At 71.1% G+C, this 24,772-nt stretch carries 24 protein-coding genes and 1 pseudogene; 12 read left to right on the top strand and 13 right to left on the bottom strand.

Annotation, left to right across the window (positions count from 1 at the left end; translation table 11 throughout):
• Positions 1–13 precede the first annotated feature (13 nt).
• Positions 14–871 (bottom strand): oxygenase MpaB family protein, encoded by an 858-nt coding sequence (locus ACIBAG_RS15550; RefSeq protein WP_399105134.1) that lies wholly within the window; start codon positions 869–871, stop codon positions 14–16.
• Between the two features lie 53 nt (positions 872–924).
• Positions 925–1,593: a DUF6338 family protein gene (locus ACIBAG_RS15545; RefSeq protein ID WP_399105132.1), complete on the bottom strand. Its 669-nt coding sequence runs from the start codon at positions 1,591–1,593 to the stop codon at positions 925–927.
• 107 nt (positions 1,594–1,700) lie between these two features.
• Here ACIBAG_RS15545 and ACIBAG_RS15540 point away from each other — a divergent pair, with 107 nt between their 5' ends.
• The 3 genes from ACIBAG_RS15540 to ACIBAG_RS15530 are packed head-to-tail and all read left to right on the top strand — an operon-like array spanning position 1,701 to position 6,220.
• Positions 1,701–1,868, top strand: a complete 168-nt coding sequence (locus tag ACIBAG_RS15540; protein WP_399105130.1) for a hypothetical protein — start codon at positions 1,701–1,703, stop codon at positions 1,866–1,868.
• A gap of 10 nt (positions 1,869–1,878) precedes the next feature.
• Positions 1,879–5,037 carry a CHAT domain-containing protein gene (locus ACIBAG_RS15535; protein WP_399105128.1) on the top strand — a complete coding sequence of 1,053 codons (3,159 nt, stop codon included), beginning with the start codon at positions 1,879–1,881 and terminating at the stop codon, positions 5,035–5,037.
• Positions 5,038–5,056: 19 nt separating this feature from the next.
• Positions 5,057–6,220 (top strand): KamA family radical SAM protein, encoded by a 1,164-nt coding sequence (locus ACIBAG_RS15530; protein WP_399105126.1) that lies wholly within the window; start codon positions 5,057–5,059, stop codon positions 6,218–6,220.
• Here the strand turns inward: ACIBAG_RS15530 and ACIBAG_RS15525 are convergent.
• Together ACIBAG_RS15525 and ACIBAG_RS15520 are read right to left on the bottom strand one after the other, a co-directional pair.
• Positions 6,177–7,355, bottom strand: coding sequence for an acyl-CoA dehydrogenase family protein (locus ACIBAG_RS15525; RefSeq protein WP_399105124.1), 1,179 nt, complete (start codon positions 7,353–7,355; stop codon positions 6,177–6,179). The genes ACIBAG_RS15530 and ACIBAG_RS15525 overlap by 44 nt on opposite strands.
• Positions 7,356–7,482: 127 nt before the next feature.
• A complete protein-coding gene (locus tag ACIBAG_RS15520) occupies positions 7,483–7,857 on the bottom strand; it encodes a ferredoxin (protein ID WP_399105122.1) in 375 nt (124 codons plus the stop codon).
• Positions 7,858–7,978: 121 nt separating this feature from the next.
• Here ACIBAG_RS15520 and ACIBAG_RS15515 point away from each other — a divergent pair, with 121 nt between their 5' ends.
• The 4 genes from ACIBAG_RS15515 to ACIBAG_RS15500 all read left to right on the top strand — a co-directional run bounded on the left by ACIBAG_RS15515 (position 7,979) and on the right by ACIBAG_RS15500 (position 10,766).
• Positions 7,979–8,383 carry a ChaB family protein gene (locus tag ACIBAG_RS15515; RefSeq protein WP_399105120.1) on the top strand — a complete coding sequence of 135 codons (405 nt, stop codon included), beginning with the start codon at positions 7,979–7,981 and terminating at the stop codon, positions 8,381–8,383.
• Positions 8,384–8,420: 37 nt separating this feature from the next.
• Positions 8,421–8,783, top strand: a complete 363-nt coding sequence (locus ACIBAG_RS15510) for a DUF6479 family protein (protein ID WP_399105118.1) — start codon at positions 8,421–8,423, stop codon at positions 8,781–8,783.
• An 82-nt stretch (positions 8,784–8,865) separates the two neighbouring features.
• A complete protein-coding gene (locus ACIBAG_RS15505) occupies positions 8,866–9,216 on the top strand; it encodes a hypothetical protein (RefSeq protein WP_399105116.1) in 351 nt (116 codons plus the stop codon).
• A 41-nt stretch (positions 9,217–9,257) separates the two neighbouring features.
• Positions 9,258–10,766 (top strand): cytochrome bc complex cytochrome b subunit, encoded by a 1,509-nt coding sequence (locus ACIBAG_RS15500; protein ID WP_399105114.1) that lies wholly within the window; start codon positions 9,258–9,260, stop codon positions 10,764–10,766.
• Here the strand turns inward: ACIBAG_RS15500 and ACIBAG_RS15495 are convergent.
• The 3 genes from ACIBAG_RS15495 to ACIBAG_RS15485 all read right to left on the bottom strand — a co-directional run bounded on the left by ACIBAG_RS15495 (position 10,715) and on the right by ACIBAG_RS15485 (position 13,232).
• Positions 10,715–11,170, bottom strand: a complete 456-nt coding sequence (locus tag ACIBAG_RS15495; RefSeq protein WP_399105112.1) for a cytochrome c oxidase subunit 4 — start codon at positions 11,168–11,170, stop codon at positions 10,715–10,717. The genes ACIBAG_RS15500 and ACIBAG_RS15495 overlap by 52 nt on opposite strands.
• Positions 11,170–12,825: a cytochrome c oxidase subunit I gene (gene ctaD / locus ACIBAG_RS15490; protein WP_399105110.1), complete on the bottom strand. Its 1,656-nt coding sequence runs from the start codon at positions 12,823–12,825 to the stop codon at positions 11,170–11,172. The genes ACIBAG_RS15495 and ctaD overlap by 1 nt, the downstream gene beginning before the upstream one ends.
• Positions 12,826–12,890: 65 nt before the next feature.
• Positions 12,891–13,232 (bottom strand): hypothetical protein, encoded by a 342-nt coding sequence (locus ACIBAG_RS15485; protein ID WP_399105108.1) that lies wholly within the window; start codon positions 13,230–13,232, stop codon positions 12,891–12,893.
• Between the two features lie 50 nt (positions 13,233–13,282).
• On the opposite strand from ACIBAG_RS15485, the gene ppk2 reads away from it, so the two are divergent.
• Positions 13,283–14,086, top strand: a complete 804-nt coding sequence (gene ppk2, locus ACIBAG_RS15480) for a polyphosphate kinase 2 (RefSeq protein ID WP_399105106.1) — start codon at positions 13,283–13,285, stop codon at positions 14,084–14,086.
• A gap of 27 nt (positions 14,087–14,113) precedes the next feature.
• Here ppk2 and ACIBAG_RS15475 read toward each other — a convergent pair whose 3' ends face one another.
• The 4 genes from ACIBAG_RS15475 to ACIBAG_RS15460 form a co-directional block, all read right to left on the bottom strand.
• A complete protein-coding gene (locus ACIBAG_RS15475) occupies positions 14,114–14,995 on the bottom strand; it encodes a universal stress protein (protein ID WP_399105105.1) in 882 nt (293 codons plus the stop codon).
• A 138-nt stretch (positions 14,996–15,133) separates the two neighbouring features.
• Complete coding sequence (locus ACIBAG_RS15470; protein WP_399105103.1) at positions 15,134–17,533, bottom strand: glycoside hydrolase family 65 protein; 2,400 nt, start codon at positions 17,531–17,533, stop codon at positions 15,134–15,136.
• Positions 17,530–18,303, bottom strand: a complete 774-nt coding sequence (locus ACIBAG_RS15465; RefSeq protein WP_399105101.1) for an HAD family hydrolase — start codon at positions 18,301–18,303, stop codon at positions 17,530–17,532. The genes ACIBAG_RS15470 and ACIBAG_RS15465 overlap by 4 nt, the downstream gene beginning before the upstream one ends.
• Positions 18,304–18,781: 478 nt before the next feature.
• Positions 18,782–19,636 (bottom strand): LysR family transcriptional regulator, encoded by an 855-nt coding sequence (locus tag ACIBAG_RS15460; protein WP_399105098.1) that lies wholly within the window; start codon positions 19,634–19,636, stop codon positions 18,782–18,784.
• A 161-nt stretch (positions 19,637–19,797) separates the two neighbouring features.
• Here ACIBAG_RS15460 and ACIBAG_RS15455 point away from each other — a divergent pair, with 161 nt between their 5' ends.
• The 3 genes from ACIBAG_RS15455 to ACIBAG_RS15445 all read left to right on the top strand — a co-directional run bounded on the left by ACIBAG_RS15455 (position 19,798) and on the right by ACIBAG_RS15445 (position 23,054).
• Positions 19,798–20,682 (top strand): EamA family transporter, encoded by an 885-nt coding sequence (locus ACIBAG_RS15455; protein WP_399105096.1) that lies wholly within the window; start codon positions 19,798–19,800, stop codon positions 20,680–20,682.
• Positions 20,683–20,814: 132 nt separating this feature from the next.
• A complete protein-coding gene (locus ACIBAG_RS15450) occupies positions 20,815–22,767 on the top strand; it encodes a protein-arginine deiminase domain-containing protein (RefSeq protein ID WP_399105094.1) in 1,953 nt (650 codons plus the stop codon).
• Positions 22,768–22,916: 149 nt separating this feature from the next.
• A complete protein-coding gene (locus tag ACIBAG_RS15445; RefSeq protein ID WP_399105092.1) occupies positions 22,917–23,054 on the top strand; it encodes a hypothetical protein in 138 nt (45 codons plus the stop codon).
• On the opposite strand, the gene ACIBAG_RS15440 is transcribed toward ACIBAG_RS15445, so the two are convergent.
• A complete protein-coding gene (locus ACIBAG_RS15440) occupies positions 23,055–23,612 on the bottom strand; it encodes a GNAT family N-acetyltransferase (RefSeq protein WP_399105090.1) in 558 nt (185 codons plus the stop codon).
• A 202-nt stretch (positions 23,613–23,814) separates the two neighbouring features.
• On the opposite strand from ACIBAG_RS15440, the pseudogene ACIBAG_RS15435 reads away from it, so the two are divergent.
• Positions 23,815–24,064 (top strand): annotated as a pseudogene (locus ACIBAG_RS15435) (transposase family protein); the annotation flags it as partial.
• Positions 24,065–24,133: 69 nt separating this feature from the next.
• Here ACIBAG_RS15435 and ACIBAG_RS15430 read toward each other — a convergent pair.
• Positions 24,134–24,574, bottom strand: a complete 441-nt coding sequence (locus ACIBAG_RS15430; RefSeq protein WP_399105088.1) for an ATP-binding protein — start codon at positions 24,572–24,574, stop codon at positions 24,134–24,136.
• Between the last annotated feature and the right edge of the window lie 198 nt (positions 24,575–24,772).

The following is a 24,772-nucleotide window of genomic DNA, read 5'->3' as shown; positions in this document are numbered from 1 at the left end:
CCAGTATGGCGAGCTATCGTCCGACTTTGTACGGTGCCGGGCGCGAGCCCGGGCCGAGCCGTGCCATGGCCCGCAGGATGTGTTTGGGCGGGAGTTGCCAGCGCAGACGTGCGGGAACACAGCGCAGCAGGGTGCCCGTGGCACGCAACTGGCGGGTGACGGTGGCGGGTTTGGGGGCCGGTCTGCCGTACAGCTCATGGGCGTACGGCGGCAGGGCGGCGTACGCCAATTGCGCCACGCGCCGCCACAGCACCTCGCGCGCCGGGACGAGGAGGGGGTGCGTCGGCGGGCGGAGGAGGAAGTCGTCCACCGCGCGTGCCTCGGGTCCGCACGCCAGCTCGGGCCGCACCTTGTCGAAGTACGCCGCCATCTCCTCCTGGTTCGCCGGTACGGCGTCGGGGTCGAGGCCCACCAAGCGGCCGCTCAGCCGCTGTTCCGCGATATAGCGGTCGGCCTGCGCGTCGGTGAGATGGAATCCGGAGCGGCGGCCGACCTGGAGGTAGGAGTCGATCTCGGCGCAGTGCACCCACAGCAGCAGGTCGGGTTCGTCGACGCCGTAGCGCTCCCCCGTGTCCGGGTCGGTGGCGCTGAGCATGCTGTGGATCTTCCGGACCCGGGCGCCGGCCTTCTCGGCGGCCTCGGTGGTGCCGTAGGTGATGGTGCCGACGAAGTTCGCGGTGCGCAGGAGCCGGCCCCAGGCGTCCTGCCGGAAGTCCGAGTTCTGCATGACGCCGCGTACCGCGCGCGGGTGCAGGGCCTGCAGATACAGTGCGCGGACTCCGGCGACCCACATCATGGGGTCGCCGTGCATCTGCCAGGTCACCGAGTTCGGGGTGAACAGCCCGGGGTCACCTGTCCGAAGGGCGTCCATGTCCGTCAGTGTGACCAGGTCCTACGGCGCTCATCAAGCGGCCCGACGGGACATCATTCGGATACGGCGGCCTGCGTGCGGACGTAGGTCACGGTCAGGACAGCTATGTCGCGGGCGCTGAGCACCACGAGGTTGACGTTCGGCAGGGCAGCCGCGACCCGGCCGCGGGCCGTCCGGTAGGTGATCTTGCCGCGCAGGGTGAGGTCCCGGTCGCCGTGTTCGGCGGAGGCCCGGCTGTAACTGTGCAGCGTGCCGGCGACATAGGAGCCGTCGTGCAGGATGCAGCCGACGTGCACCGTGGCGTCCGGGTGCTCACGGAAGGCCAGCCACCAGGCGGACTGCTGGGCCTCGGCGAGCCGGGCGCCCCCACCGCCGAACCGGTGCGGCGGACGGGCCGCCAGAGCGTGGCCCAGCAGAGCGGCGAGGGCCACGAGGGTGGCCGACCAGAGCACCACGGCCAGGAAGTGATCGGCCACGTAGCGGTTCGGCTCGTCGAGCAGCCGCGCCGGGTCGAGCGTCGCGTGTGGGAAGAAGTGAGCGAGGAGCGCGAAGGCGGCCAGCACGACCCAGTCCACGACCACGCTCACGAACACCACCGACAGCGTTTCGGTGAACGCGGAGTACTCGCGTTCGGGCACCGCCCGCGCGCGTCGGCGCTGATACGCATATCCGGGGACGAGCAAGGCCACGAACAGTACGAGTCCGGCCAGCGTACTGGGCATTGAGGGCTCCCCCGCTCGGTGATCGATGGCATGGTTGCAGGGCCATCGGTCGTCGATGTCCGGCATACCGGAGTCATCATGACGTGTCCGCGTACAAGGAGGTGCCCGTGAGCGACGACGAGAGCGGCGCGGTTCCCGACCCTCCGCCGCTTCCGCCCCTCTCCGACGACGACGGTGATCACCGGGGCGGGCAGGTCCTCGCGGACGAGACCGCAGTTCCGGACACCTCACCGGCCCCGCCACCGCCTCCGCCGGCTCCCGGCGGGGACGACTGAGGCGGGGCACATGGCTTCCGGGGCCGAGGAGGGTGTGACCGAGCTGTGCCATGAGTTGGTCGACCGTATGGAGGGGTACAGCGCGACCGGTGATGTCCGCCATGTGCTGGGAGACAGCGCGCTCGACTCGGCGTTGCGCCTGGCGGACGCGATCCCCGCGTACTCGTCGGTGGGTCTGAGCGCCCTTATGACCCTGATCCCCTTTCATCTGCTCCGCGCACGGTTGGGCGCGGGACCTGAGGCCGAACTCGACGAGGAGCGGGCGGCGGCCCACCGGGGGCGGCTGCAGGAGGAGTACGGGATCACGTTCACGGAGGAGGACGACTTCGACCCGGAGACCACCCTCGTGGTGGACATCGACAGGCTGACGGGCGACGGGGACGAGCGCCCGGACGACGAGGACGAGGGGGTGGATGCCGAGATCATCCGGCTCTGGGAGCTGTCCATGCTCACCGGCGACACCGGGCTGCTGGTACGGGTCGTCGACATGCTGCGGGACGTGATCCAGGGCACCCCACCGAACGATCCGCGCCTGGTCGAGCGCATCGCGAAGCTCGGGACGGCGACGGGCCGTCTCGCCGTCGTGACGCATGACGTCGCCCTGTCGGACGACGCTGTCGCGTTGCTGGACCTCGCGGTCCGGCTGGCTCCCGAGAACCCTACGCACCTGAGCCGGCTCAGCGTCCAGCTCCAGCAGAACGTCGAGCAGACGGGCAGATGGGAGCATCTCGACCGTGCGGTCTCGGCGTCGCTCGCAGCCGTCAAGGTCACGGACACCCTTTCGCCCGACTATCCGGTCAGACTCGGCAACTACTGTGCCGCCCTGTGGACCAGGGGCCACTACGCCAACCACGTGGAGTCCCTCGACGACGCGATCCGGCTGCTGCCGCTCGTGCTCGACCACCCGCGTCTCGACCCGTCGCTGCGCGCCGGGCACCTGACCAACCTCGGGAACTCGCTCCGCGACCGGGGTCAACTCGTCGGCGACCACCACGCGATGAGCGAGGCGATCCTCGTCCAGGAACAGGCCCTGGCCGAGATGTCGAGCCACCCGACGCCCTACGTCAACGCCATCGGCGTCCGGATGAACCATGCCTCGACCCTCCTGCTTTGGCACAAGCACACGCACCATCCCGACGCGCTCACGGACGCCGTCGACCTCCTCCTCGGCTGCCTCGACGAGGCGGGGCCGGACCATCCGATGCGGCCCATGCTGCTCTGCGGCCTCGGCAACGCGCTGAGCCAGGCCGATCCGGAGGACGTCCAGGCCCGCCACGAGTCGGCGGATCGCTTCCGTGAGGCGCTCGGGCTGCTGCCACCGGGCAATCCGGTCGTGCCGCTCGTGCACTCCAACCTCGTCGCGACCCTGCTGCCGACCGAGATCCCGCCGGACGGGATGCCCGCAGACGTGGTCGCCGAGGCCGTGCGGCACGCCGAGGAGGCCGTCCGTCTGACGACAGCCGCCGACCCGGACCACGGCCACCGGCTCAATCATCTGGGCCTCGCCTACACACACCGCCACCGGCTCTCGGATGACCCCGCCGACCTCACGGCGGCGGTGCAGGCGTACCGGGCCTCAGCCCTGCACCAGACGGCGCCCTTGTGGGTCCGGTGGAACTCCTACGAGGCGTGGGGGAAGGCCGCTGCCGCTGCCGGCGACTGGGCCGGAGCCTTGGCGGGATTCAGCGGTATCGCCGGTCTTCTCCCCCTGACCGTGGGGGAGTTGACGTCCCGCCGCAACCGCGAGATGCAGCTCATGAGGCTGGGCTCCGGGATCCGGGACTCTGCCGCCTGTGCCCTGCGTCTCGACCGCCCGGAGGAAGCCGTACGGCTCCTGGAGGAAGGGCGTGGCGTGCTGCTGCGGCAGCTGCTCGAGCATCGGACGGCGATCGACGACCTCCTGGAGCTCGCGCCCGACCTCGCCGACGAGTACCGGCAACTGCGGGAGGTCCTCGGCTCGGCGCGCACGAGCGGGATCGACGCCGCTCCCGGGCTCGCCCTGGTACGACAGCGCGCGGCACGCCGACTGGCCGAACTGACCGAGGAGATCCAGCGACGGCCCGGCCTGCAGTCCTTCCCCCGTCGCCTCACCCCCGACCCGTCCGTGGCGGCGGTCGACGGTCCGGTCGTCCTGGTCAACGTCAGCCGCTACCGCAGCGACGCCATCGCCCTCACCCCGCACGGCACCACCGTCGTGCCGCTCCCGGAAGCGACGCCCGAGGCGGTTTCGGCACAGGTGTCCGCGCTCTACCAGGCCCTCGACCGACGTTCCGCCGCGCGCGGCGCCACCGAGGCCCGGCGCCATATCGAGACGGACGTCGAGAAGGTGCTGGCGTGGCTCTGGAGCGCCGTCGTCGGCCCGGTCCTGGCCCGGCTGTCGATGGACCGTACGGCCGAGCCCGATGGCCGGCCGGCTGTGTGGTGGTCACCGACCGGCGATCTGACGCTTCTTCCCCTGCACGCCGCGCAGCGACCCGGCACCGCGGACACCCCCCGGCTGTGCGCCCTGGACTGCGTCGTCTCCTCCTACACCCCGACCTTGCAGGCGCTCGCGGGACGCGCTCCCGCCGCGCCCGCCACGGAGGTGCGCCCGGTGATCGTCGCGATGCCGGAGACCGAGGGGTACGACGACCTGCCGGAGACCGAGGACGAGGCCGACCGGGTCGCCGCCTTGTTGGGCGGCGGACGGCCGCTCGTCGGGGCCCAGGCCACCCGGGAAGCGGTGCTGGACGCGCTGTCGACGGCCACCCACGCGCACTTCGCGTGCCACGCCGTGTGCCGGCCGCGGGATCCGTCCCACAGCGGACTGATTACCGCGGACGGGCCGCTGACGCTCGCCGAACTGGCCGGGCTGACACCGGAGGGGGCCGAACTCGTCTATCTGTCGGCCTGTGAGACGGCCCGAGGCGGCGATGTGCTGACCGACGAGGCCATCCACCTGTGCGCCACACTCCGGCTGGCCGGGTTCCGGCACGCCGTGGGCACACTGTGGCCGATCGGCGACAAGGTCGCCGCGTACACAACAGACTCGTTCTACCGGGCACTTGTCCGGAACGGGGGAGGCGCGGCCTCACCCCGGGTAGTGGTCAACGAAGTGAGCAGCAGGCTGCGGAACGATCACCCAGAACTGCCGACCCGCTGGGCCACGCTGATCCACGTCGGCGGATAGCCCGGGCCCGAGGGGGGACATGGACGACAACGACCGCCGCAGGACCTTGCCCGCGCAAGTGATCCGCGACCCGGGGGAGATCGCGGGGCTGCCACGTGCCGAACTGGCCGCGCTGCGGCCGGTGTTGGCAGAGTTCGAGTTCCGGGTCTCCCCCTACTACGCCTCGCTCGTCGACTGGGGCGACCCCGCGGATCCGCTGCGCAGGCTGGTCCTGCCGGATGCGGGCGAGCTGGGCGGCGACTTCTCCTACGACGCGAGTGACGAGGCGGCCAACACCCAGGTGCCCGGCCTGCAGCACAAGTACCCGCGGACGGCGCTCCTGCTCCTGACGGGGGTCTGCGCCGCCTACTGCCGGTTCTGCTTCCGCAAGCGATTCACCCTCGCCACCGACGACGCGCACCACATCACGGCGGGCGACGGCCCGGAGACCCGGCTGGACGTCGCCCGGGGTGTGGACTACATACAGCGCCACGAGGAGATCGACAACGTCCTGCTGACCGGCGGCGACCCCCTGATGCTGTCACCGGCCCGGCTGGACCGGGTCTTCGAGGCACTGTGCACCGTGCCGCACGTACGGACCGTCCGGATCGGGACGAAAGTGCCGGCCTTCGACCCGGACCGTCTCTCCGCTGAGCTGTTCGGGTCGTTCGACGCGGTGCAGCGCACCGGTCGCCGCGTCGTCGTGGTCGCGCACTTCAATCACAGCCGGGAGCTGACGCCGCCGGCTCTCGACAAGGTCGGGCAGTTGCTGGCCCGCGGGGTGTCGGTGATCAACCAGACGCCCGTGCTGCGCGGAGTCAACGACGATCCGGCCGAACTGGCGCGGCTCCTCAACGGGCTGACGGCCGCGGGCGTCGCACCGTACTACCTGTTTCAGTGCCGTCCCGTGCACGGCGACGAGTCGTTCCTGGTCTCCGTCCAGGACACGCTCCGCCTGCTGGAGCGGACCCGGCCGAGTCTGAACGGCCTGGCCCGGCGCTTCCGCTACGTCGCCTCGCACGCCCGGGGCAAGATCGAGGTGCTCGGGGAGTGCGGCGACGAGCTGCTGTTCCGCTTCCATGAGGCACGGGACCCGGCCGACGACGGACGATTCTTCACCATGCCCGCCGCTGAGCCCGTCCTGTGGCCATGCCCTCCGGTCAGCGCCGCACCCTCGGCATCCCCAGACCGATCCAGGAGATGATCTCCCGCTGGATCTCGTTGTTGCCGCCGCCGAAGGTGAAGATCACGGCCGACCGGTAGCCGCGCTCCAGCTCACCGTGCAGCACCGCTCCCGCCGAGCCCTCCTTGAGCGCTCCCGGCGCGGCGACGATCTCCATCAGCCAGGCGTAGGCGTCCCGGCGCGCCTCGGAGCCGTAGACCTTGACCGCGGAGGCGTCCTGCGGGGTGAGCGTGCCGTCCTGCACGGCGCTCACCATCTTCCAGTTCAGGAGCTTGAGGGCGTCCAGCCTGGTGTGGGTCCGGGCGAGGCGGCGGCGCACCCAGGGCAGGTCGATCACCCGGCGGCCGTCGGCGAGCTTGGTCTCCATGGCCCAGCGCTGGACGTCGTGCAGGGCGCGGATGGCCATGGTGCCGTGGGCGGCGAGGGTGACCCGCTCGTGGTTGAGCTGGTTGGTGATCAGGCGCCAGCCCTGGTTCTCGGCGCCGACGCGGCGGGAGACGGGGACGCGGATGTTCTCGTAGTAGCTGGCCGTGGTGTCGTGCGAGGCGAGGGTGTTGATGAGGGTGCAGGAGTAACCGGGGTCGGTGGTCGGGACGAGGAGCATGGTGATGCCCTTGTGGGGCGGGGCGTCCGGGTCGGTGCGGGTGGCCAGCCACACCCAGTCCGCCGTGTCACCGTTGGTCGTCCAGATCTTCTGGCCGTTGACGACGTATGCGTCGCCGTCCCGGGTCGCGCGCGTCCTGAGCGAGGCCAGGTCCGTGCCCGCGTCGGGTTCGCTGTAGCCGATCGCGAAGTCGATCTCGCCGGAGAGGATCCTCGGCAGGAAGTACGCCTTCTGCTCGTCCGTGCCGTACTGCATGATCGTCGGGCCGACGGTGTTGAGCGCCATCAGCGGCAGCGGGACACCCGCCTGGGCCGCCTCGTCGAAGAAGATGAACTGCTCCATCGCGGTCAGCCCGCGTCCGCCGTACTCCTTCGGCCAGCCCACGCCGAGCCAGCCGTCAGCGCCGAGCCGCCGGATGGTCTTGCGGTAGTGGCGCTTCTGGGCGGCCGGATCGGTGAACCGGGTGTGGGCGAGGTCCGGCGCCAACTGTGCGAAGTAGTCGCGCAGTTCGCTGCGCAGCCGCTGCTGCTCGGGCGTGTATTCGAGATGCACGGCGCCTCCAGGCTCCCAAGGCCGGTCCTGACGGCGCACACCGTAGAACGTGTTCCAGAAATTGGGAATGGCGAGGCGCCGAACGGCGTGGAGCGGCGGGATCCGAGGGGCGGGTCGTTTGGCGGGTTCAGCCGAGCGTGGCCATGAACTCCGTGCACGCGCGTGCGCAGTCCCGGCACGCCTGCGCCGCGTCCTCGGCGTCCGGGTACCGGTCGAAGGCATGCGCGCCCTCCAGACACACCGTCCGGGCCCACTCCAACTGGACGCGCAGGGCGGCCTCGTCCAACTGGTTCTGCTCGGCCAGCACCCGGCAGGTCGCGTCACACACCTCGGCGCACATGATGCCCTTGCGCCGCAGAAGTTCCTGCTCCTCGGTCCCGTCCGGATCCACCAGACTCGCCCGCACGGCACAGGCCCGGGCGCACTCGGTGCAGGCCTGCGCGCACGCGAAGCGGTCCTCCAGGAACTGGACGAGCTGCTGCTGGGATGTCGTCTGTGTCACATCGGTCGGGTAGCCGGTCCGGGGGTGCCCAAACCCGGTGCTCGCAAGGGCTCCGACCGGTTACGGGCACTGCGTGCCGGGCACTCGGCCCGTGCAACGACGACGGACGGAGGTGTCCCCGATGCCCGGACGACAGGAGCTGCCGTCGACCCTGGAGCGCTCCTCGAAGGACGCCCAGCGCACCTGGATCAAGGCGCACGACTCGGCCGTCGAGCAGTACGGCGAGGGCGAGCGGGCCCACCGGGTGGCGTACGGCGCGCTCAAGCACATGTACGAGAAGGTCGGTGACCACTGGCAGCGCAAGGAGGGCGGCCGCAAGGGGCCCTCGGACCCGCAGTCGGCCCGGCCCCGGCAGATCGGCGGCCGCAGCGGCGAGGGCGTCGACGAGAAGGCCTCGAAGCAGCACCTCTACGACATCGCACGTGAGCTCGACATCGAGGGCCGCTCCCGCATGTCCAAGGGCGAGCTGCTCGGCGCGATCCGCAAGGCGAACCGGTCGAAGACCCGCGCGGCACGGTCGGGGTGATCGGGTTCACGCGGGGTGCCAGGGGTACTCGCGGGCCATGAACATCGCATGGACGGACATCGCCGCGGAAGGCGCGCTCGGCATCGGACTGATCGTCGTCGGCCTGGCCGTAGTGGCGCTGCTCATCGGCGCCTTCGTGCTGGGCGCACGGATCAGGCGCCGGGAACCGCCTCCGCCGCGCCCCGAGGAACAGCCAGATGTGCCGAAGGACGGCCCGGTCCGTGAGGTCCGGGAGAACCGGGAGCCCGCCGAGGTGCCCAGAAGCGACCGCCGGCTGACCCCGCACGAACTGCCCGCCCACGGCAACGTGCCCTCCCGCTCCAGCCCGTCGAAGCGGCGGCGCCGCTGGTCCGAGGGTGGCAGCGGGTCGTTCGGAAGCGGGGGCCCGGGCCACGCCTGACGCCCGCCCGCGCAGCAGGCGGCAAGCCGTCGCACGCACCGTCCGAACGTCCGAGGCCGCCGTACACAGGGAAGTGAGAACCATGGCCGACCCCGCGCGCAACACCCTGCCACTGCCCGACTACGACCACCTGCCGATCCGCGGGCTGGAGAGCCGCGTACGGTCGCTGACCGCCGGAGAGGTGGAGGAGCTGCTGGCCTACGAGCGCTCGCATGCCGACCGCCTTCCGGTGACCGAGCTGCTGGGCACCCGTCTGGAGCAGCTCCAGGCCGGCGCCGAGCCGACATCCGGCGACCCGGGCGCCCTGCGCCCCGAGAGCGGCACTCACCGGTCGGGCTCCCCGGTGTCCCCCGCGACCTCGCCGGAGCCCCACGGCCCGCCGCCGCACGGCACCCCGGACCAGCGGGGCAAGCCGAAGAGTGATCGTACGTAACTGTCCGTTTCCCGGCACGGGGGCGAGGGCACTCGTGATCCGTGCTGTGGAGGAGGAGAAGGGCCCGGGCCGGCGCACGGGCCCGACGTGCGACCGAACACACCGCGGACTACGTCGACGCGCGGCTGCCGCTGTACGAGGGCGGCGGCCTTCTGCGCAAGGCGTTCCCCGACCACTGGTCCTTCCTGCTGGGTGAGATCGCCCTCTACAGCTTCGTCGTCCTGCTGCTGACGGGCGTGTGGCTCACGTTGTTCTTCCACCCGTCGATGACGGAGGTCGTGTACCACGGCTCCTACACGCCGCTCCAAGGGATGCGCATGTCGTCGGCGTACGAGTCGACGCTGGACATCAGCTTCGATGTGCGCGGCGGCCTGCTGATCCGCCAACTGCACCACTGGGCGGCTGTGGTGTTCCTCGCCGCGATCGGACTGCACCTGCTGCGGATCTTCTTCACGGGCGCGTTCCGCCGGCCCCGCGAGGTCAACTGGCTGATCGGCGTGACCCTGTTCATGCTGGCGCTGGCCGAAGGCTTCGCGGGCTACTCGCTGCCGGACGACCTGCTGTCGGGGACGGGCCTGAGGATCGCCCAGGGCATCATGCTGTCGATCCCCGTCGTCGGGACGTACGTCAGCTTCTTCGCCTTCGGTGGCGAGTTCCCCGGCGAGGAGCTGATCCCGCGGCTGTACAGCCTGCACATCCTGCTGATCCCCGGACTCCTGCTCGCGCTGATCGCCGTACACCTGATCCTGGTCTTCTATCTGAAGCACACGCAGTGGGCGGGCCGCGGACGCACCAACCGCAACGCCGTGGGCAAGCCCATGTTCCCGCAGTTCACGGCCACCTCGGGCGGCCTGTTCTTCATGGTGTTCGGAGTGCTGACCCTGCTGTCGGGGGTGGCCCAGATCAACCCGGTCTGGGCGTACGGCCCCTACCGCGCGGACATCGTGTCGACGGGTTCGCAGCCGGACTGGTACGTCGGCTTCCTGGAGGGCTCGCTGCGCCTGGTGCCGCCCTGGGAGACGGCGGTCGCGGGGCATACGGTGATGTGGAACGTGCTGCTGCCCGCGGTCGTACTGCCGGGGATCCTGTTCCTGGTGCTGTACGCGTACCCGTTCGTCGAGCGCCGGGTGACCGGCGACCGGGCGGAGCACCATCTGTGCGACCGGCCCCGCGACAACCCGGTGCGTACGGGGCTCGGTGTCGCCGCGCTCAGCTGCTACGCGGTCCTGCTGGCCGCGGGCGGCAACGACATCCTCGCCGACACCTTCAAGATCTCCGTGAACGCGCTGACCTGGGTGTTCCGGATCGCCTTCGTGGTGCTGCCGGTGCTCGCGTTCATGGTCACCAGGCGGGTCTGTGTGGCGTTGCAGGAGGCCGACCAGGAGCGACTGACGCAGGGCGAGGAGACCGGGGAGGTGCGGCAGACCCTCGCGGGCGGGTACGAGGAGAGCCACGAGCCGCTCGACGAGGAACGGCGCCATGTGCTGGAGGGCTACGGCTACCGCGTCGAGGAGGAACCGGAGCCGTCCGCGGGTGAGTTGGAGCGCTGAACGTCCCGACCCGCGTGAGCGCCCCGTCCCGCGTGCTGGAAGACCATCCCGAACACCCCGTGGCCGAGTACACCGAGGCCCAGCAGGAAGAGCCACAGGCCGTAGACCACGCCGAGCGCCGCCAGGACGGCACCCACGGCGGTCGTGATCGGCCAGGGGCTGTGCGGTGAGAAGAAGTCCAGGGGGCCCGCGGTGTCGGCGATCTCGGCATCCCGGCGGTCCTGGGCGCGCAGGCCGCGCCTTCGGTACTGCATGTGCAGGAAGAACGCGACGAGCGCGGCCATCAGGAAGGCGACGATCAGGACGGCGGTGCCGGCGGGTTCCCTGGAGCGCCAGCCGTAGCCGACGGCCGTGACGAGGAAGAACGCCGCGACGCCGACGAACAGACGGGATTCGGTCCGCATCAGCCCTCCTTGGCGATGTCAGGGTGGTGCAGCTCGAACGCCGGGGACTCGGAGCGGATCCGGGGCATCGCCGTGAAGTTGTGGCGTGGGGGCGGGCACGTGGTGGCCCACTCGAGGGAGCGGCCGTAGCCCCAGGGGTCGCTTCGGTCCACCCGCCGGCCGTGGTGGGCGGTGCGCCAGACGTTGTAGAGGAACGGCAGGGTGGACAGGCCGAGCAGGAACGCGCCGATGGAGCTGATGGTGTTCAGGGCCGTGAAACCGTCGACGGCCAGGTAGTCGGCGTAGCGGCGTGGCATGCCCTGCTCACCGAGCCAGTGCTGGACCAGGAACGTGGTCTGGAAGCCGACGAAGAGCGTCCAGAAGTGGATCTTGCCGAGGCGTTCGTCGAGCAGCCTGCCGGTGAGCTTCGGCCACCAGAAGTAGAAGCCTCCGAACATCGAGAACACGACGGTGCCGAAGAGTACGTAGTGCAGATGGGCGACGATGAAGTACGTGTCCGTGAGGTGGAAGTCCAGCGGCGGTGAGGCGATGAGCACGCCGCTCATGCCGCCGAGCAGGAACGTCACGAGAAACCCCATCGCCCAGAGCATCGGCGTCTCGAAGGACAGTGAGCCCTTCCACATGGTGCCGATCCAGGCGAAGAACTTGATGCCGGTCGGCACGGCGATGAGGAACGACATCAGGGAGAAGAAGGGCAGCAGCACGGCACCGGTCGCGAACATGTGGTGGGCCCACACCACGGCGGACAGCATGGTGATGACGATGGTGGCACCGATGAGGCCGAGGTAGCTGAAGAGCGGTTTGCGGCTGAACACCGGGATGATCTCGGAGATGATCCCGAAGAACGGCAGCGCCACGATGTACACCTCGGGATGCCCGAAGAACCAGAACAGGTGCTGCCACAGCAGCGCGCCGCCGCTCGCCGAGTCGTAGATGTGCGCCCCGAACTTGCGGTCCGCCTCCAGGGCCAGCAGGGCGGCGGTGAGGACGGGGAACGCGGGCAGGACGAGGATCGAGGTGAACAGCACGTTCCAGGTGAACAGCGGCATCCGGAACATGGTCATGCCGGGGGCGCGCAGGCACAGGATCGTGGTGATGAAGTTGACCGCGCCGAGGGTGGTGGACACACCGGTCAACACCAGTCCCATGGTCCACAGATCGCCGCCCGAGCCGGGGCTGCGCACGGCACTGTTGAGGGGCGCGTAGGCGAACCAGCCGAAACTCGCGGCTCCGCCGGGCACGAGGAAGCCGGACACGACCATCAGGCCGCCGCCCAGGTACAGCCAGTACGACAGCGCGTTCAGCCGCGGGAACGCCACGTCCGGGGCGCCGATCTGGAGTGGCATGACGGCGTTGGCGAACCCGGCGAACAGCGGGGTCGCGAACAGCAGCATCATGATCGTGCCGTGCACGGTGAACAACTGGTTGTACTGGTCGTTGCTGAACAACTGCAGGCCGGGGCGGGCGAGTTCGGCGCGCATCAGCAGCGCGAGGACACCGCCGAGGAGGAAGAAGCCGAAGCTGGTCGTCAGGTAGAGGTTGCCGATCACCTTGTGGTCGGTCGTCGTCGCCCACCGCACCAACGCCCGGCCGAGGCCCGCGCGCGACCGGTGCGGTGCCGCCTGCTGCCGCCCGGCCCTGCTCTCCACCGCCATGCGGCGCTGGGTACCCCGGCTGCGGTGGCGTCAGTCCTGGGCGCCGGGGCATTCACCCGTGCGCCTCAGCCGCCTTCGGCGAACCTCCGCGCGAGCTCCCGGTGGTGCTCCGCGACCCGGCCCGCCTCCGCCGCGGTGACGACGGCGCCCGGCATGGCACCCAGCCGTTCGATCTGCTCGGCGAGGCGGAGGTGCTGGGCGTGGCCGTGCTCGCGGCAGGCCAGGCAGGTGACGCTCTCGGGCCGCGGCGAGGTCATCGCATACGGCACCCGCAGCCCGCAGCCGGTGGCGACGTCCTCCGGCAGATCGCCGACCAGGCCGAACGTGCCGGCCAGGAGGTCGCGAACGCGGGCGTCGTGACGGGGCGCGCTCAGCTCGACGTGAACGTGTGGATCGGCATCGTCCATGAACCCATCATGGGGTGCGCCGCCCAGCGCGGGTCAGTACCGTGCTGTTCATGGCCGGCGACAAGGCGGAGAAGCTGCCGCGCAAGACGTACGAGAAGGAACTGCTGCGCCTGCAGACGGAATTGGTGAAGCTGCAGGAGTGGGTGCGGACGGAGGGCGCCCGGCTGGTCGTGATCTTCGAGGGGCGGGACGCGGCGGGCAAGGGCGGCACCATCAAGCGGGTCACGGAGCACCTCAATCCTCGGGTGGCGCGGATCGCGGCGCTGCCCAAGCCGACCGAGCGCGAGCGCACCCAGTGGTACTTCCAGCGCTACATCGGGCATCTGCCGGCCGGCGGAGAGATCGTGCTGTTCGACCGCAGCTGGTACAACCGGGCCGGTGTCGAGCACGTCATGGGCTTCTGCACCAAGGAGGAGTACCAGCTGTTCCTGCGCCAGTGCCCCATCTTCGAGCGGATGCTGGTGGAGGAGGGGATCCTGCTGCGCAAGTACTGGTTCTCGGTGAGCGACGAGGAGCAGCAGGACCGCTTCCGGCGCCGCCTGGAGGACCCGCTGCGGCGCTGGAAGCTGTCCCCGATGGACCTGGAGTCGATCACCCGCTGGGAGGAGTACTCGCGGGCCAAGGACGAGATGATGGTGCACACCGACATCTCCGAGGCGCCGTGGTACGTCGTCGAGAGCGACGACAAGCGCCGGGCCCGGCTGAACATGATCGCCCATCTGCTGGACTCCGTGCCGTACAAGGACGTGCTCCCCCCTGTCCTGGACCTGCCCGAGCGGCCGGAGTCGACCGGCTACCGGCGGCCGCCGCGCGATCTGCAGAACTACGTCCCGGACCACGCGGCCGACCTCTGAGCCCGGCGCGGGGGCGGCTCACCGCGCTCACTCCTGCCCGGACCGGACGACGGCGACCGGGCAGTGCGCGTGGTGCAGCAGGGCCTGGCTGACCGAGCCCAGGAGCAGCCCGGCGAACCCGCCCCGGCCGCGCGCCCCGGCCACGACGAGCCCGGCGTCGGCGCTGGCCTCGATGAGGGTGTGGCGGATCCGGCCGCGCACCAGCCTGCGGTCCACGGCGACCTCGGGGTAACGCTCGCGCAGCCCGCCCAGCGCCTCGGCGAGCACCCGCTCCTCCTCGTCGCGCAGCCGCTCCTCGTCATAGGTCACGAAGGGCGGGTCGGCCGGGGCGTCGTAGGCCCGCTCGGTCCGGGTGCTCCAGGCGTGCAACGCCACGACGTGCGTGCCGTGCGTGGCCGCCTGGGCGAAGGCGAACTCGACGGCCCCCCGGGCCGCGGGCGAGCCGTCGACGGCGAGCACGACCGGCCCGCCCGGATTCAGCCTGCCGCGCACCACCAGCACCGGACAGGCGGCGTGCGCGGCCAGGTGCCCCGCGGTGGAGCCGAGCAGCAGCGCGCCGAACCGGCTCAGGCCACGGCTGCCGACCACCGCCAGGGACGCCGTGCGCGACTCGATCTCCAGCACGGCCACCGGCTCACCGACGACGATCTCGCGCATGACCTCGACACCGGGCGCCGTCTCGTGGGCGCGCCGCTCGGCCTTGGCGAGGGTGCCGTCGACCAGCTCGCGCACCCCGGCACCGCCCGGTTCCCACAGCCGCCCACCGTGCGGTATGTGCGCGGCCGGCCAGCCGAAGGCGTGCACCAGCCGCAGCCCCACGCCGCGCAGCCCGGCCTCGCGCGCCGCGACCTCCACAGCCGCCAGACTCGACGGCGAACCGTCCACCCCCACGACAACCGGGCCGTTCATCGCGCTCCCCTTTCCGTACCGGATCCGCGGGACGTACGACGCTCCCGCGCCGGAGCCGAGGCCTGCGCACACCTCTGCCGGGCCGCCGGCTGTTGTCTCCCAGCGTCTCTCCGGCGACCGCCTGCCGCACAGACCTGGTCACTCGTGCAGGACCAGCCGCCCCGTCTCCCCCGGCTGCAGGGACACCTCGCGGCCCGGCAGCCGCACGTCGATCGGTGACACGTCGTGCGACGGGACCGCGACCTCCAGCAGTCCGCGTTCCAGGCGCAGCCGGACGCCCCAGTTGCCCTGGTAGCGCAGGGCGAACCCGTAGGAGGACAGCTCGGGCAGCGGGACGGGGTCGAGCCACAGGGCGCCGCGGCGGGTTTCCAGGCCGGTCAGCCCGCGCTGGACGAGGTCGAGGGTGCCGGCCATGGCACCGAGGTGGATGCCCTCGCCGGTGGTGCCGCCCTGCACGTCGGCGATGTCGCCCTGGAGTGCCTCCTGGCAGAACTTCCACGCTTCTTCGCGCCGGCACCGGGCCAGCACCCAGCCGTGGACCAGCCCGCTGAGGGTGGAGCCGTGGCTGGTGCGGTGCATGTAGTAGTCCACGGTGCGCCGCCACATGTCCTCGTCCAGGCGGACTCCCAGCCTGCGGAACAGGCCCCCCAGTTCGGCCGGCGCGAAGAGGTAGCCGAGCATCAGGACGTCGGCCTGTTTGGAGGCCTGGTAGCGGTTGACGGTGTCCCCCTCCGCCTCCAGAATCCGGTCGAGGCGCCGGATGTCGCCGTACCGCTCGCGGTAGCCGTGCCAGTCGAGCTCGGCGAGGTCGCCGTAGCCCGCGAACTGGCTGATGACGTCGCCGTGGAGCGGGACGTGGAGCGTGCGCGAGACCTCGTCCCACCGTTCGAGTTCGCCCCCGTCCAGGCCGGTGCGCTCGACCAGTTCGCGGCGGCGGGGCTCGGGGAGGATGTCGAGCAGCTCCAGGGTGCGGGCGAGCACCCAGGCCGCGGTGACGTTCGTGTACGCGTTGTCGTCGAGGCCTGGCGCGTCGGCGTCCGGGTAGGACTCGTGGTACTCGTCGGGGCCGACGACGCCCTTGATGCGGTGGCGGCCCAGGCTCGCGTCGTAGACGGCCTTGTCCGCCCAGAAGCGGGCGATCTGCAGCAGCATCTCGGCGCCCTTGGTGTGCAGGAACTCCGTGTCGCCGCTCGCCTCGCAGTACTGCCACACGTTGTACGCGATCGCCGAGCCGACATGGTGCTGGAGCCGGGAGTGGTCGGGCAGCCAGCGCCCCGAGCGCGGGTTGAGATGGAGCTGCTGGGTCTCCTCGCGTCCGTCGCTGCCGCTCTGCCACGGGTACATCGCGCCCCTGCGGCCGGCCGCCAGGGCAGTGGTGCAGGCCTGTTCGAGGCGTCGGTGGCGGTAGTGGAGCAGGGCGCGGGAGACCTCCGGGAAGTGGAGGTTGAGGTAGGGCAGGACGAACAGTTCGTCCCAGAAGACATGGCCGCGGTAGGCCTCGCCGTGCAGTCCCCTGGCCGGCACGCCGACGTCGAGGTCGGCGGTGTGCGGGGAGAGGGTCTGCAGGACGTGGAAGAGGTGCAGCCGCAGGATACGGCCGGACTCGCCGGGCACGTCGAGTCCGGCGCGGCGCCAGAGCTGGCCCCAGGCGGTGCGGTGCGAGTCGGCCAGCGCGTCGAAGCCGGGGGCCCGGCCCACCCGGTCGACGGCGGCGTGCAGCGGGTCGCTGATGGCCGGGTCGCGGGAGGTGTGCAGGGCCACTGTCTTGTCGACGGTGACGGTGTGGCCGGCAACCATGTCGAGCGTCAACCGCTGGAAGACATACGGCCGTTCATGGCGGGTCGTGATCGGCGCCTCGACGGTCAGCCGGGCCGCGATGCCGATCCGGGTGTCGGAGGTGCGGGTACGGCAGCGCAGCCAGACGGTGTCCGGAGTGGCGGTACCGGTGTGGGCGTGGGTCAGATGGCGGCCGTCGAGGTCCCGGTAGCGCTGCACGCCGGAGTTGGTGACCGAGCCGTCCAGGGCCGCCTCCACCTCGAGCGGGCCGGAGAACCCCTCGGCGGTGAACTCGGTGCGCAGGGCGGCCAGATGCGGGTCCGCCATGTGCACCATCCGCAGTTGACGGACGGTCAAGGCCCGGCCTGCGCCGAGGTCGTATCGCGTCAGGCGCTCCAGCAGCCCGTCGGCCAGCCGCAGCAGCTGCCGGTGTTCGAGCACGGTCGTGGTGTCGGGGACGATCCAGTTCCCCCCGGGGAGGCGGAAGCGCAGGGGCAGCCAGTTGGGGACGTTGACCATGTCCTCGTTCTCCACCTGGCGTCCGGCCACCTCGGAGGTGAGCCGGTTGTAGATGCCGGCCACATAGGTTCCCGGGTAGTGAACATCGTCCGCGGCGCACTCGGGCAGCGCGCCCCGGGTGGCGAAGTAGCCGTTGCCGAGGGTGCACAGCGACTCGCGGAGGCGTTCGTCGGCGGGCACATACCCCTCGTACTCCCAGGTCCAGCCCGTCGCTTCGGCCTCCGGGCTCCGGTCGTCGGTCACTTCGGCGCTCCTCCCGCGCAGAGTTCTCCGAGGTCGTGTACGACGATGTCGGCGCCGTGCCGCAGCAGCCGCGCCCCGGTGTCCGCGCCGGCGGCCCGGTCCACACCGATCACCAGGGCGAAGCCGCCGCGCCGGCCCGCCTCGACCCCGGCCAGGGCGTCCTCGACGACGGCGGCCCGGCCGGCGGGGACCTGGAGCCGGCGGACCGCCTCCAGGAACAGGTCGGGCTCCGGTTTGCCCGCAAGGCCCAGCCGGGCGGCCTCGCCGCCGTCCACCAGGGCGTCGAACAGGTCGAGCACCCCTGCCCGGTCCAGCAGCTCACCGGCGTGCCGGGACGCGGAGGCGGCGGCTCGCGGCACGCCCGCGGCGCGCAGCGCCCTGACCAGCCGCACCGTCCCCGGGTAGGCGTCGACGCCGTGCTCGCGCAGCCTCCGGGTGAAGAGGCGCTCCTTGTCCGCGGCGACGGCCTGTACTGTCTGCGCCGACGTGTCGATGCCGCGGGCGGCGAGGAAGGCGGCCGCCCCGTCGAGGCGGGACTTGCCGTCGACGTGGCGCAGATAGTCGTCGCGCTCGTCGAAGGGGCGGCGAAGGTCGGGGTCCTCGGGCGGGTGGGCGCGCAGGAAGGCGTCGAAGGCCTCCTTCCAGGCGGCGGCGTGCACCCTGGCCGAGTCGGTGATCACACCGTCGGTGTCGAAGACGACGGCGTGTGCATCCCGCAGGACGGGGGCGAGCGCGTCGCGGGACGTGTCGGGGCTGCGGGGCCGGGCCATCGGTCACCCCGACCGCGGCAGGACGGCGACCGGGCCGGGCGCGGGGCGGTACCGTGCGCGTACGGCATCCAGGGGATGCCCGCGTGCGCCGAAGTCACGGAAGGCGAATCGCACGGCCTCCTCACCTCCGCTCGACGGCTCTCCCGCGCCCGGCGGGATCCGCTCATGGGTACCCGCCAGATCCGCCTTGTCACCTCCGGACGCCCCCCTTCTGCCGCAAGGACGCCGATCGGCTCTGGCGCATCCGTCGCGCCCGTGGTGTGCTTGAGGTGACGGGAAGGACCCGGAACGACGCGGAGAAGCGGCTCACGGCCGTGCACCGCGCAATCAGGATCCGCGAGAAGCGGATGGGGCCCTTCCCGCCCCGTGTCATCACCCGTCGTTTCCCTGGGCGCCTCGCCACCCGCACCCCTGGCTCACCCCACACCTCTCATGACACGCCACCGCAGGCCCGCGCGCATCCCCGGGGCGGGGGGTGTCAGTCTCCCCGGTACAGCGCGGTGAGCAGTTCGATCGCCGCCTGCGCCGCGGGATGCGGGTCGTCGCGCCACCAGGCCAGCCTGACAGCGATGGGTTCGGCGTCGCGCACCGGCCGGTAGACGACGCCGGGGCGCGGGTACTGGTGGGCGGTGGCCTCGGCGGTCATGCCGACGCAGCGGCCGGTGGCGATCACCGTGAGCCAGTCGTCGACGTCGTGGATCTCCTCGGTCGCCGGGCGCGAGTCGGGCGGCCACAGTTCGGTGGTCGTGGTCCCGGTGCGGCGGTCGATCAGGAGGGTGCGTCCGCCGAGGTCGGCCAGCCGGACCGCGCGGCGCCGGGCCAGCGGGTCGTCGGCGGCCACCGCGCACAGCCGCCGTTCCAGCCCGACGATGGCGGAGTCGAACCGCCGGTCGTCCACCGGCCGCCGGACGACGGACAGGTCGCAGGCACCCTCCGCGAGCCCAGCGGTGGCCGAGTTGAGGCGGACGAGCTGCAGATCGGTCCCCGGGTGAGCGGCGGCCCAGCGACGCTGGAACGCCGGGGTGTGCCGGCCGAGCGCCGCCCAGGCGTAGCCCATCCGCAGCCGGTCGTGTCCGGCGGCGGCCTCCCGGACCAGGTCGTCCACCTCGCCGAGTACGCGCCGGGCGTGCGCCAGCACCCGAAGTCCGGTGCCGGTCGGCGTCACCTCGCGGGAGGTGCGCCGCAACAGCCTTGTGCCCAGGGCGCGTTCGAGGGAGGCGAGGGAACGGGAGACGGCCGCCTGGGAGACGCCGAGGGCGATCGCGGCGTCGGTGAAGGTGCCCTCGTCGACGATCGCGACGAGGCAGCGCAACTGCCGCAGCTCCACATCCATGACTGAAGCGTATAGCTGAGGTCATCCACGCATTTCCCGCAAGGAGGCCGCGGTCCCACGATGGGCGCATGCGTACCCGCCCCGCATCCGCGCCTGCTCCGGCGCCTGACCCCGTGGCCTCTCCCGCGGGCCCCGAGCCGCACTCTGGACGTCTCGCCGGTGTGGCCACCATGATCGGCAGCGGTCTGTCCAACCAGACGGGCGCCGCGATCGGCTCCCTCGCCTTCCCCGTCCTCGGTCCCGTCGGTGTCGTCGCCGTGCGCCAGTACGTCGCCGCCGCGGTCCTGGTGGCGGTCGGCCGGCCGAGGCTGCGTACGTTCACGTGGGGCCAGTGGTGGCCGGTCGTCCTGCTGGCGGTCGTGTTCGGCACCATGAACCTCTCGCTGTACTCCGCGATCGACCGTGTCGGCCTGGGCCTCGCGGTGACGCTGGAGTTCCTCGGCCCGCTCACCATCGCCCTGGCGACCTCCCGCCGCCGCGTGGACGTCTGCTGCGCGGTGATCGCGGCGGCGGGAGTCGTCACCCTGATGCGCCCTCAGCCCTCGGCCGACCACCCGGGGATGGCGCTGGGCCTGCTGGCCGCCGTCTGCTGGGCGTCGTACATCCTGCTCAACCGCACGGTGGGCCGTCGCATCCCCGGAGCGCAGGGCGCGGCGGCCGCGTCCTGCCTGTCGGCGCTGTTGTTCCTGCCGGTCGGCGTCGTCGTCGCCCTGCGGCATCCGCCGACGGCCGGCGCCGTCGCCTGCGCGGTCGCCGCCGGTGTGCTCTCCTCGGCCGTGCCGTACGTCGCCGACCTGTTCACCCTGCGGCACGTGCCGGCCCGGGCCTTCGGACTGTTCATGAGCGTCAACCCCGTACTCGCCGCCCTGGTGGGCCTGGTCGGTCTGGGCCAGGAGCTGGCGGCGCCGGAGTGGGCGGGCATCGGCGCCGTCGTGGCCGCCAACGCACTCAGCATTCTGACGTCACGGAACGTCGGAGGAACCGGGACCACAACACGGCGAACGCGACGAGGAAACCGGGCAGAACATGCGTCGGTGAACAACTGAGATCCCTGTGTGCCCCCGCCACTCGGGAGGTCCCGTCAGACCCAGGGATGAACTCCCGTCCCCGCAGTGAACGCACAGCGCGTGTTCCTCCTCTTGCACGGCGAAACACCCCCCACCGGAAAGGGATGTGCCGTGCGCACACGTACGCGGATACGTACGACCTCTGCCAGACAGGTGATCCTCGCCGTCACCGCGGCGGGCTCCGTGCTCGTCACCCCGCTGTCCCCCGCCTTCGCGGCACCGCCGACCGCGACCGCCGACCTCCGCGCGGACGTCGACCGCGACGGCCGAGTCGATGTCACCGGAGGCACCGACACGGCCGGCGAGGACGGCTGGTCCGTCGGCCGGGGAGCGGTCTACCTGCCCAACCTCGACGACGACACCAAACGCTGCCCGGTCAGGGGCCCGGGTGGCCGGCCACTGTCCGACGCCAAGCTGGCCGCCTGCAACGACGCCTCGGACAAGAAGGTCAACGGGCGTGCGGACGCCGCCGATCTCGCGCGGGTCCGCTCGGTGCCGATGCCGGGCCTGGCGTCCGGGGCGACGGGCAGCGTGACGGTGACGGCCGGGGCCAAGTACACCCGGGTCTTCCTCAACCGCTCCGGTGCCTGGGTGCCGGTCACGGGCGAAACCCGGCTGTCGGCGGCCGAGTTGCGCTCCGGCGTGGAGTTCGGCGTCGAGGCCACCGACGTCATCCGGGACACCGCGAAGTGGGACGGCCGGGCGGTGATCCGGCTGAGCGTGACGTCCGCGGGCACGACCACGTCCGACACGGTCACCCTGCGCGTCGCCCCGCTCCTGACCCACCACCACCTGCAGAAGGCACAGCAGGTCATGGTCACCAAGCTGCCCGGAAACAGCCCCGCCGACCAGCCCTACCGGCAGTTCGTCAGGAACCTGGAGACGGAGGTGCGGCGGGCCGGGATCACCGAGCCGCTCGTGACCTTCGACAAGTACGGCGACATCTGGGCGCAGGACTTCGTCGAGCCGGCCTACGTCAGCATGACCGGCCCGGGCGGGCGGCGGCAGGCGATGCGGGTGATGCTGCGCTCGGCCCAGCCCGACCGCGAGGCGGGCCGGGAGCTGTTCGAGAAGCTGCGCGGCCGCGACGTCGGGGTGGTGCAGGTCTCCGGCGTGCGCGACTCGGAGGAGCGCACGCTCAACTCCACGGGGAACCTGGAGACCATTCCGCCCTACACGCACGGCGGACGCTCCTTTCCGGCCGGCCGCGTCATCATGGGCGAGCGCAAGGACACGGGTTCCAAGCCGGCGCGGGCGATGCGCACCCTGCTGAAGTCCCAGGGCCTGCAGGACCCGCTGCTGCTGGACACCTCGTGGCTGGGCGTCGGCCACGTCGACGAGTTCGTGCAGTTCCTGCCCGCCGACACCCCGCGCGGCTGGCGGATCGGGGTCGCCGACCCGCAGGCCGGGCTGAAGCTGCTGCGGGACGCGCAGCGTGACGGCCACGGCCGCACCAAGATGTTCTCCGTCCCGGGTTTCGGGGGCGAGCCGGCGCCGAAGGAGACCATCGACCAGGCCCTCGCCTCCCGGCACTTCGTGGCCGACAACACCATGGCGGCCCAGCGCATCGAGGCCAACCTCGACATCCTCAAGCGCGAGACCGGTGTCACCGACGGGGAGATCGTGCGCGTGCCGGGCCTGTACACCCGGGAAGCCGAGATGTCGGCGTCCGCCGGCCAGGACGTTTCCGTGCCGCGGCTGACGCGCATGGGCGGGGACCCGGCGCTCGTGAACACACTCGACAAGTACGGCCAGCAGAAGTGGCTCGACCAGGGCCGCGGCGACTTTGCCGGCCGGGCCGCCGTCCGGACGAGCGCCTACGTCCCCGGCGCCGTCAACGGTGTCCTGCTCGCCCGCGACCGCTCTCTCGCCCCGCGCCAGTGGGGCCCCGTCATCGGAGGCAAGGACATCTTCACGCAGGCCGTCACCGCCGCGTACACGCGAGCCGGTCTGAAGGTGTCGTACATCGACGACTGGTACACCTACCACCTGGGCATGGGCGAGGTGCACTGCGGCACCAACACCCTGCGGGACGCCTCCGCGGCTTGGTGGAGGTCGAACTGACGGCTGTGTGGTCGGCTTGACTGCTGTGTGGTCCGCGTCCGCCCGTGCGGGCGCGGGCCGCTCGGCCACTTCCTGCAGCGGCCGCTACACCTCGATGTGCGCGGACCAAGGTCACCCGCGGGGCCGGCAGCCCGGCCGCGGCCCTCGCGATGGTGTTCAAGCTGGTCGAGGCCGCCCAGGACCGCTGGCGCGCGATCACCGGAGCCCATCTGGTTGCCCTGGTCCGCTCCGGCGCCAGGTTCGAGAACGGCGTCCTGGGCGAGCGAGGAGAGACCGCGGCAGCCTGATCAAACGCCACCTGATCCAAGGATGCGCTCGTCGTTCCAATCAGGAACCGTTGTGCTGCCAGAGAGCCAGTCACGTCGCAGAATCGCATACCCGACGGCGTCACGAACCCTGCCGTCGGCTGCCGGCCACGCGTCGCGATAATGCGCTTCCTTCGCGTAACCACACCTCTGAAAGGCGCGGCGCATCGCTACGTTGTCCTGACGAGTGGTGCCCTCGATCCGCTGGACCTGGGGGAACTCGGTGAACACGTACCTGGTGAGCCAGGTCAGGGCCTGTCCTCCGAGGCCCCGCCCTCGGTGCTCGCAGCGGATCCGCAGATCGAACAGCGGCGTATCGTCACACAGGTCCATCAGCCGGACAAGGCCGGCTCGCTCACCGGCAACCGTGATCCAGAACGCCCGGCTGTCCCGGCCGTCGTAGCGACCCTCTCCAATCCACTGCCGGGCTTCGGCCTGGTCAACAACATCCGAGCCGTGGAACGGCCACGTGTCGCCCGAGAGGAAGCCGACCAGTTCTTCCGCGTCGGTGGACTCGAAGCGTTCGTAGGTGATCTCCACGGCCGCACTCTAGTGACGGAGACACCAGCCCGGAACAGGTTTTCCAGGCCGCCGACGGAACGCCATGCGGGCGGCGAGGAGTCCAAGGACAGTCCCCGACCCGACTGAGCCTGGCCGGCCAGCCCCGACACGCCGGCCTGACCACCCAGGCCTTTCACGATGTCCAGAGCCGAGTGATCCACGACTATTGACAATTGCTCAGGGCCTCAAATGCTGGGCCGGACAAGGCGTATCAAGTGGCCGGAGGAACCGTCCGGGTACCGTTCCGGGGCCGTCGGCTCAGGCGGTGGAAGCGACGGCACAGCACCACCCACGCCAAGATCCGCTGCCTCGGCGAGCAGGCCATGGCCACCCTCAAGGGCTGGCGCCTCCTACGCAAGCTCCGCTGCAGCACCAACCGCATCACCGACATCGTGAAGGCGGTCGTCGTCCTGCACCACGCCTCAAAGTGAGGTTGGAAAAGGCTCAACGTTTCGCGAGCCCTTATCGGGACGTGATCCGGTGCACTGCGGTTGCCGCGCTCAGGGTGCAAGCAACGAGGCGCGGGCTCGGAGGTGCGTTGATGCCGACGGATACCGCACACCCGCCTGCCCCGTAGACGAGAGGGCTATGCGCAGCAGCAGCCGAGCCGGACTGGGACTTCCGTCGGTGACCTCGATGCGCAGTTCCTCGTCGGAGCCCGTCACCCTGAGCCCGACCGGATTCCCTTCGCCATGCCTTACGGCGTTGGTCAGCAGTTCCGAGACGGCAAGCGTGGCCGCGTCACACAGCCCCAGAAGGTCCCAGAGGCGAAGGTGCGCCGACGTGATCCGTCGCATCTGCCCGGCGCGGAAGTCAGCCGGGAGGAAGACAACCTCGAAGCAACGCGTGGCCACTTGGCCCGAGTCTGAGTCGACCGGGAAATCGGGAGCGCCGGTCTTGAACGCTCCGGCGAGGGCTACCACGGTTTGTTCCGCCGTCATCCCGCCTCCGAGAGAATGGGCGGGAGGACAACCTCCGGCGCAGGCGCGAATCCTCGCGCCATGGGAAAGCGGGGAGTTCCAAGGGCACGCCAGCAGAGTCGATGGCCGGTAAAGGCGCGGCGCGCGTGGAGCCAACGTTCGTTGTCCAGCAGATAGCCCTGCCCGGGCGTCAAGGCCAGGGGGATCTGATGGCGTACC

It is taken from the genome of Streptomyces sp. NPDC051243 (assembly GCF_044455405.1).
Lineage (GTDB): Bacteria > Actinomycetota > Actinomycetes > Streptomycetales > Streptomycetaceae > Streptomyces.
This window is presented reverse-complemented; position numbering and strand designations above follow the sequence as displayed.

Excerpts from the sequence above, each read along its gene's own strand:
- ACIBAG_RS15510 (WP_399105118.1), top strand. The coding sequence starts at position 8,421 with ATGAACATCGCATGGACGGACATCGCCGCGGAAGGCGCGCTCGGCATC.
- ACIBAG_RS15495 (WP_399105112.1), bottom strand. The coding sequence starts at position 11,170 with ATGCGGACCGAATCCCGTCTGTTCGTCGGCGTCGCGGCGTTCTTCCTC.
- ACIBAG_RS15475 (WP_399105105.1), bottom strand. The coding sequence starts at position 14,995 with ATGAACGGCCCGGTTGTCGTGGGGGTGGACGGTTCGCCGTCGAGTCTG.
- ACIBAG_RS15535 (WP_399105128.1), top strand. The coding sequence starts at position 1,879 with ATGGCTTCCGGGGCCGAGGAGGGTGTGACCGAGCTGTGCCATGAGTTG.
- ACIBAG_RS15515 (WP_399105120.1), top strand. The coding sequence starts at position 7,979 with ATGCCCGGACGACAGGAGCTGCCGTCGACCCTGGAGCGCTCCTCGAAG.
- ACIBAG_RS15485 (WP_399105108.1), bottom strand. The coding sequence starts at position 13,232 with ATGGACGATGCCGATCCACACGTTCACGTCGAGCTGAGCGCGCCCCGT.
- ACIBAG_RS15505 (WP_399105116.1), top strand. The coding sequence starts at position 8,866 with ATGGCCGACCCCGCGCGCAACACCCTGCCACTGCCCGACTACGACCAC.
- ACIBAG_RS15430 (WP_399105088.1), bottom strand. The coding sequence starts at position 24,574 with ATGACGGCGGAACAAACCGTGGTAGCCCTCGCCGGAGCGTTCAAGACC.
- ACIBAG_RS15545 (WP_399105132.1), bottom strand. The coding sequence starts at position 1,593 with ATGCCCAGTACGCTGGCCGGACTCGTACTGTTCGTGGCCTTGCTCGTC.
- ppk2 (WP_399105106.1), top strand. The coding sequence starts at position 13,283 with ATGGCCGGCGACAAGGCGGAGAAGCTGCCGCGCAAGACGTACGAGAAG.
- ACIBAG_RS15550 (WP_399105134.1), bottom strand. The coding sequence starts at position 871 with ATGGACGCCCTTCGGACAGGTGACCCCGGGCTGTTCACCCCGAACTCG.
- ACIBAG_RS15530 (WP_399105126.1), top strand. The coding sequence starts at position 5,057 with ATGGACGACAACGACCGCCGCAGGACCTTGCCCGCGCAAGTGATCCGC.
- ACIBAG_RS15445 (WP_399105092.1), top strand. The coding sequence starts at position 22,917 with ATGGTGTTCAAGCTGGTCGAGGCCGCCCAGGACCGCTGGCGCGCGATC.
- ACIBAG_RS15460 (WP_399105098.1), bottom strand. The coding sequence starts at position 19,636 with ATGGATGTGGAGCTGCGGCAGTTGCGCTGCCTCGTCGCGATCGTCGAC.
- ctaD (WP_399105110.1), bottom strand. The coding sequence starts at position 12,825 with ATGGCGGTGGAGAGCAGGGCCGGGCGGCAGCAGGCGGCACCGCACCGG.
- ACIBAG_RS15465 (WP_399105101.1), bottom strand. The coding sequence starts at position 18,303 with ATGGCCCGGCCCCGCAGCCCCGACACGTCCCGCGACGCGCTCGCCCCC.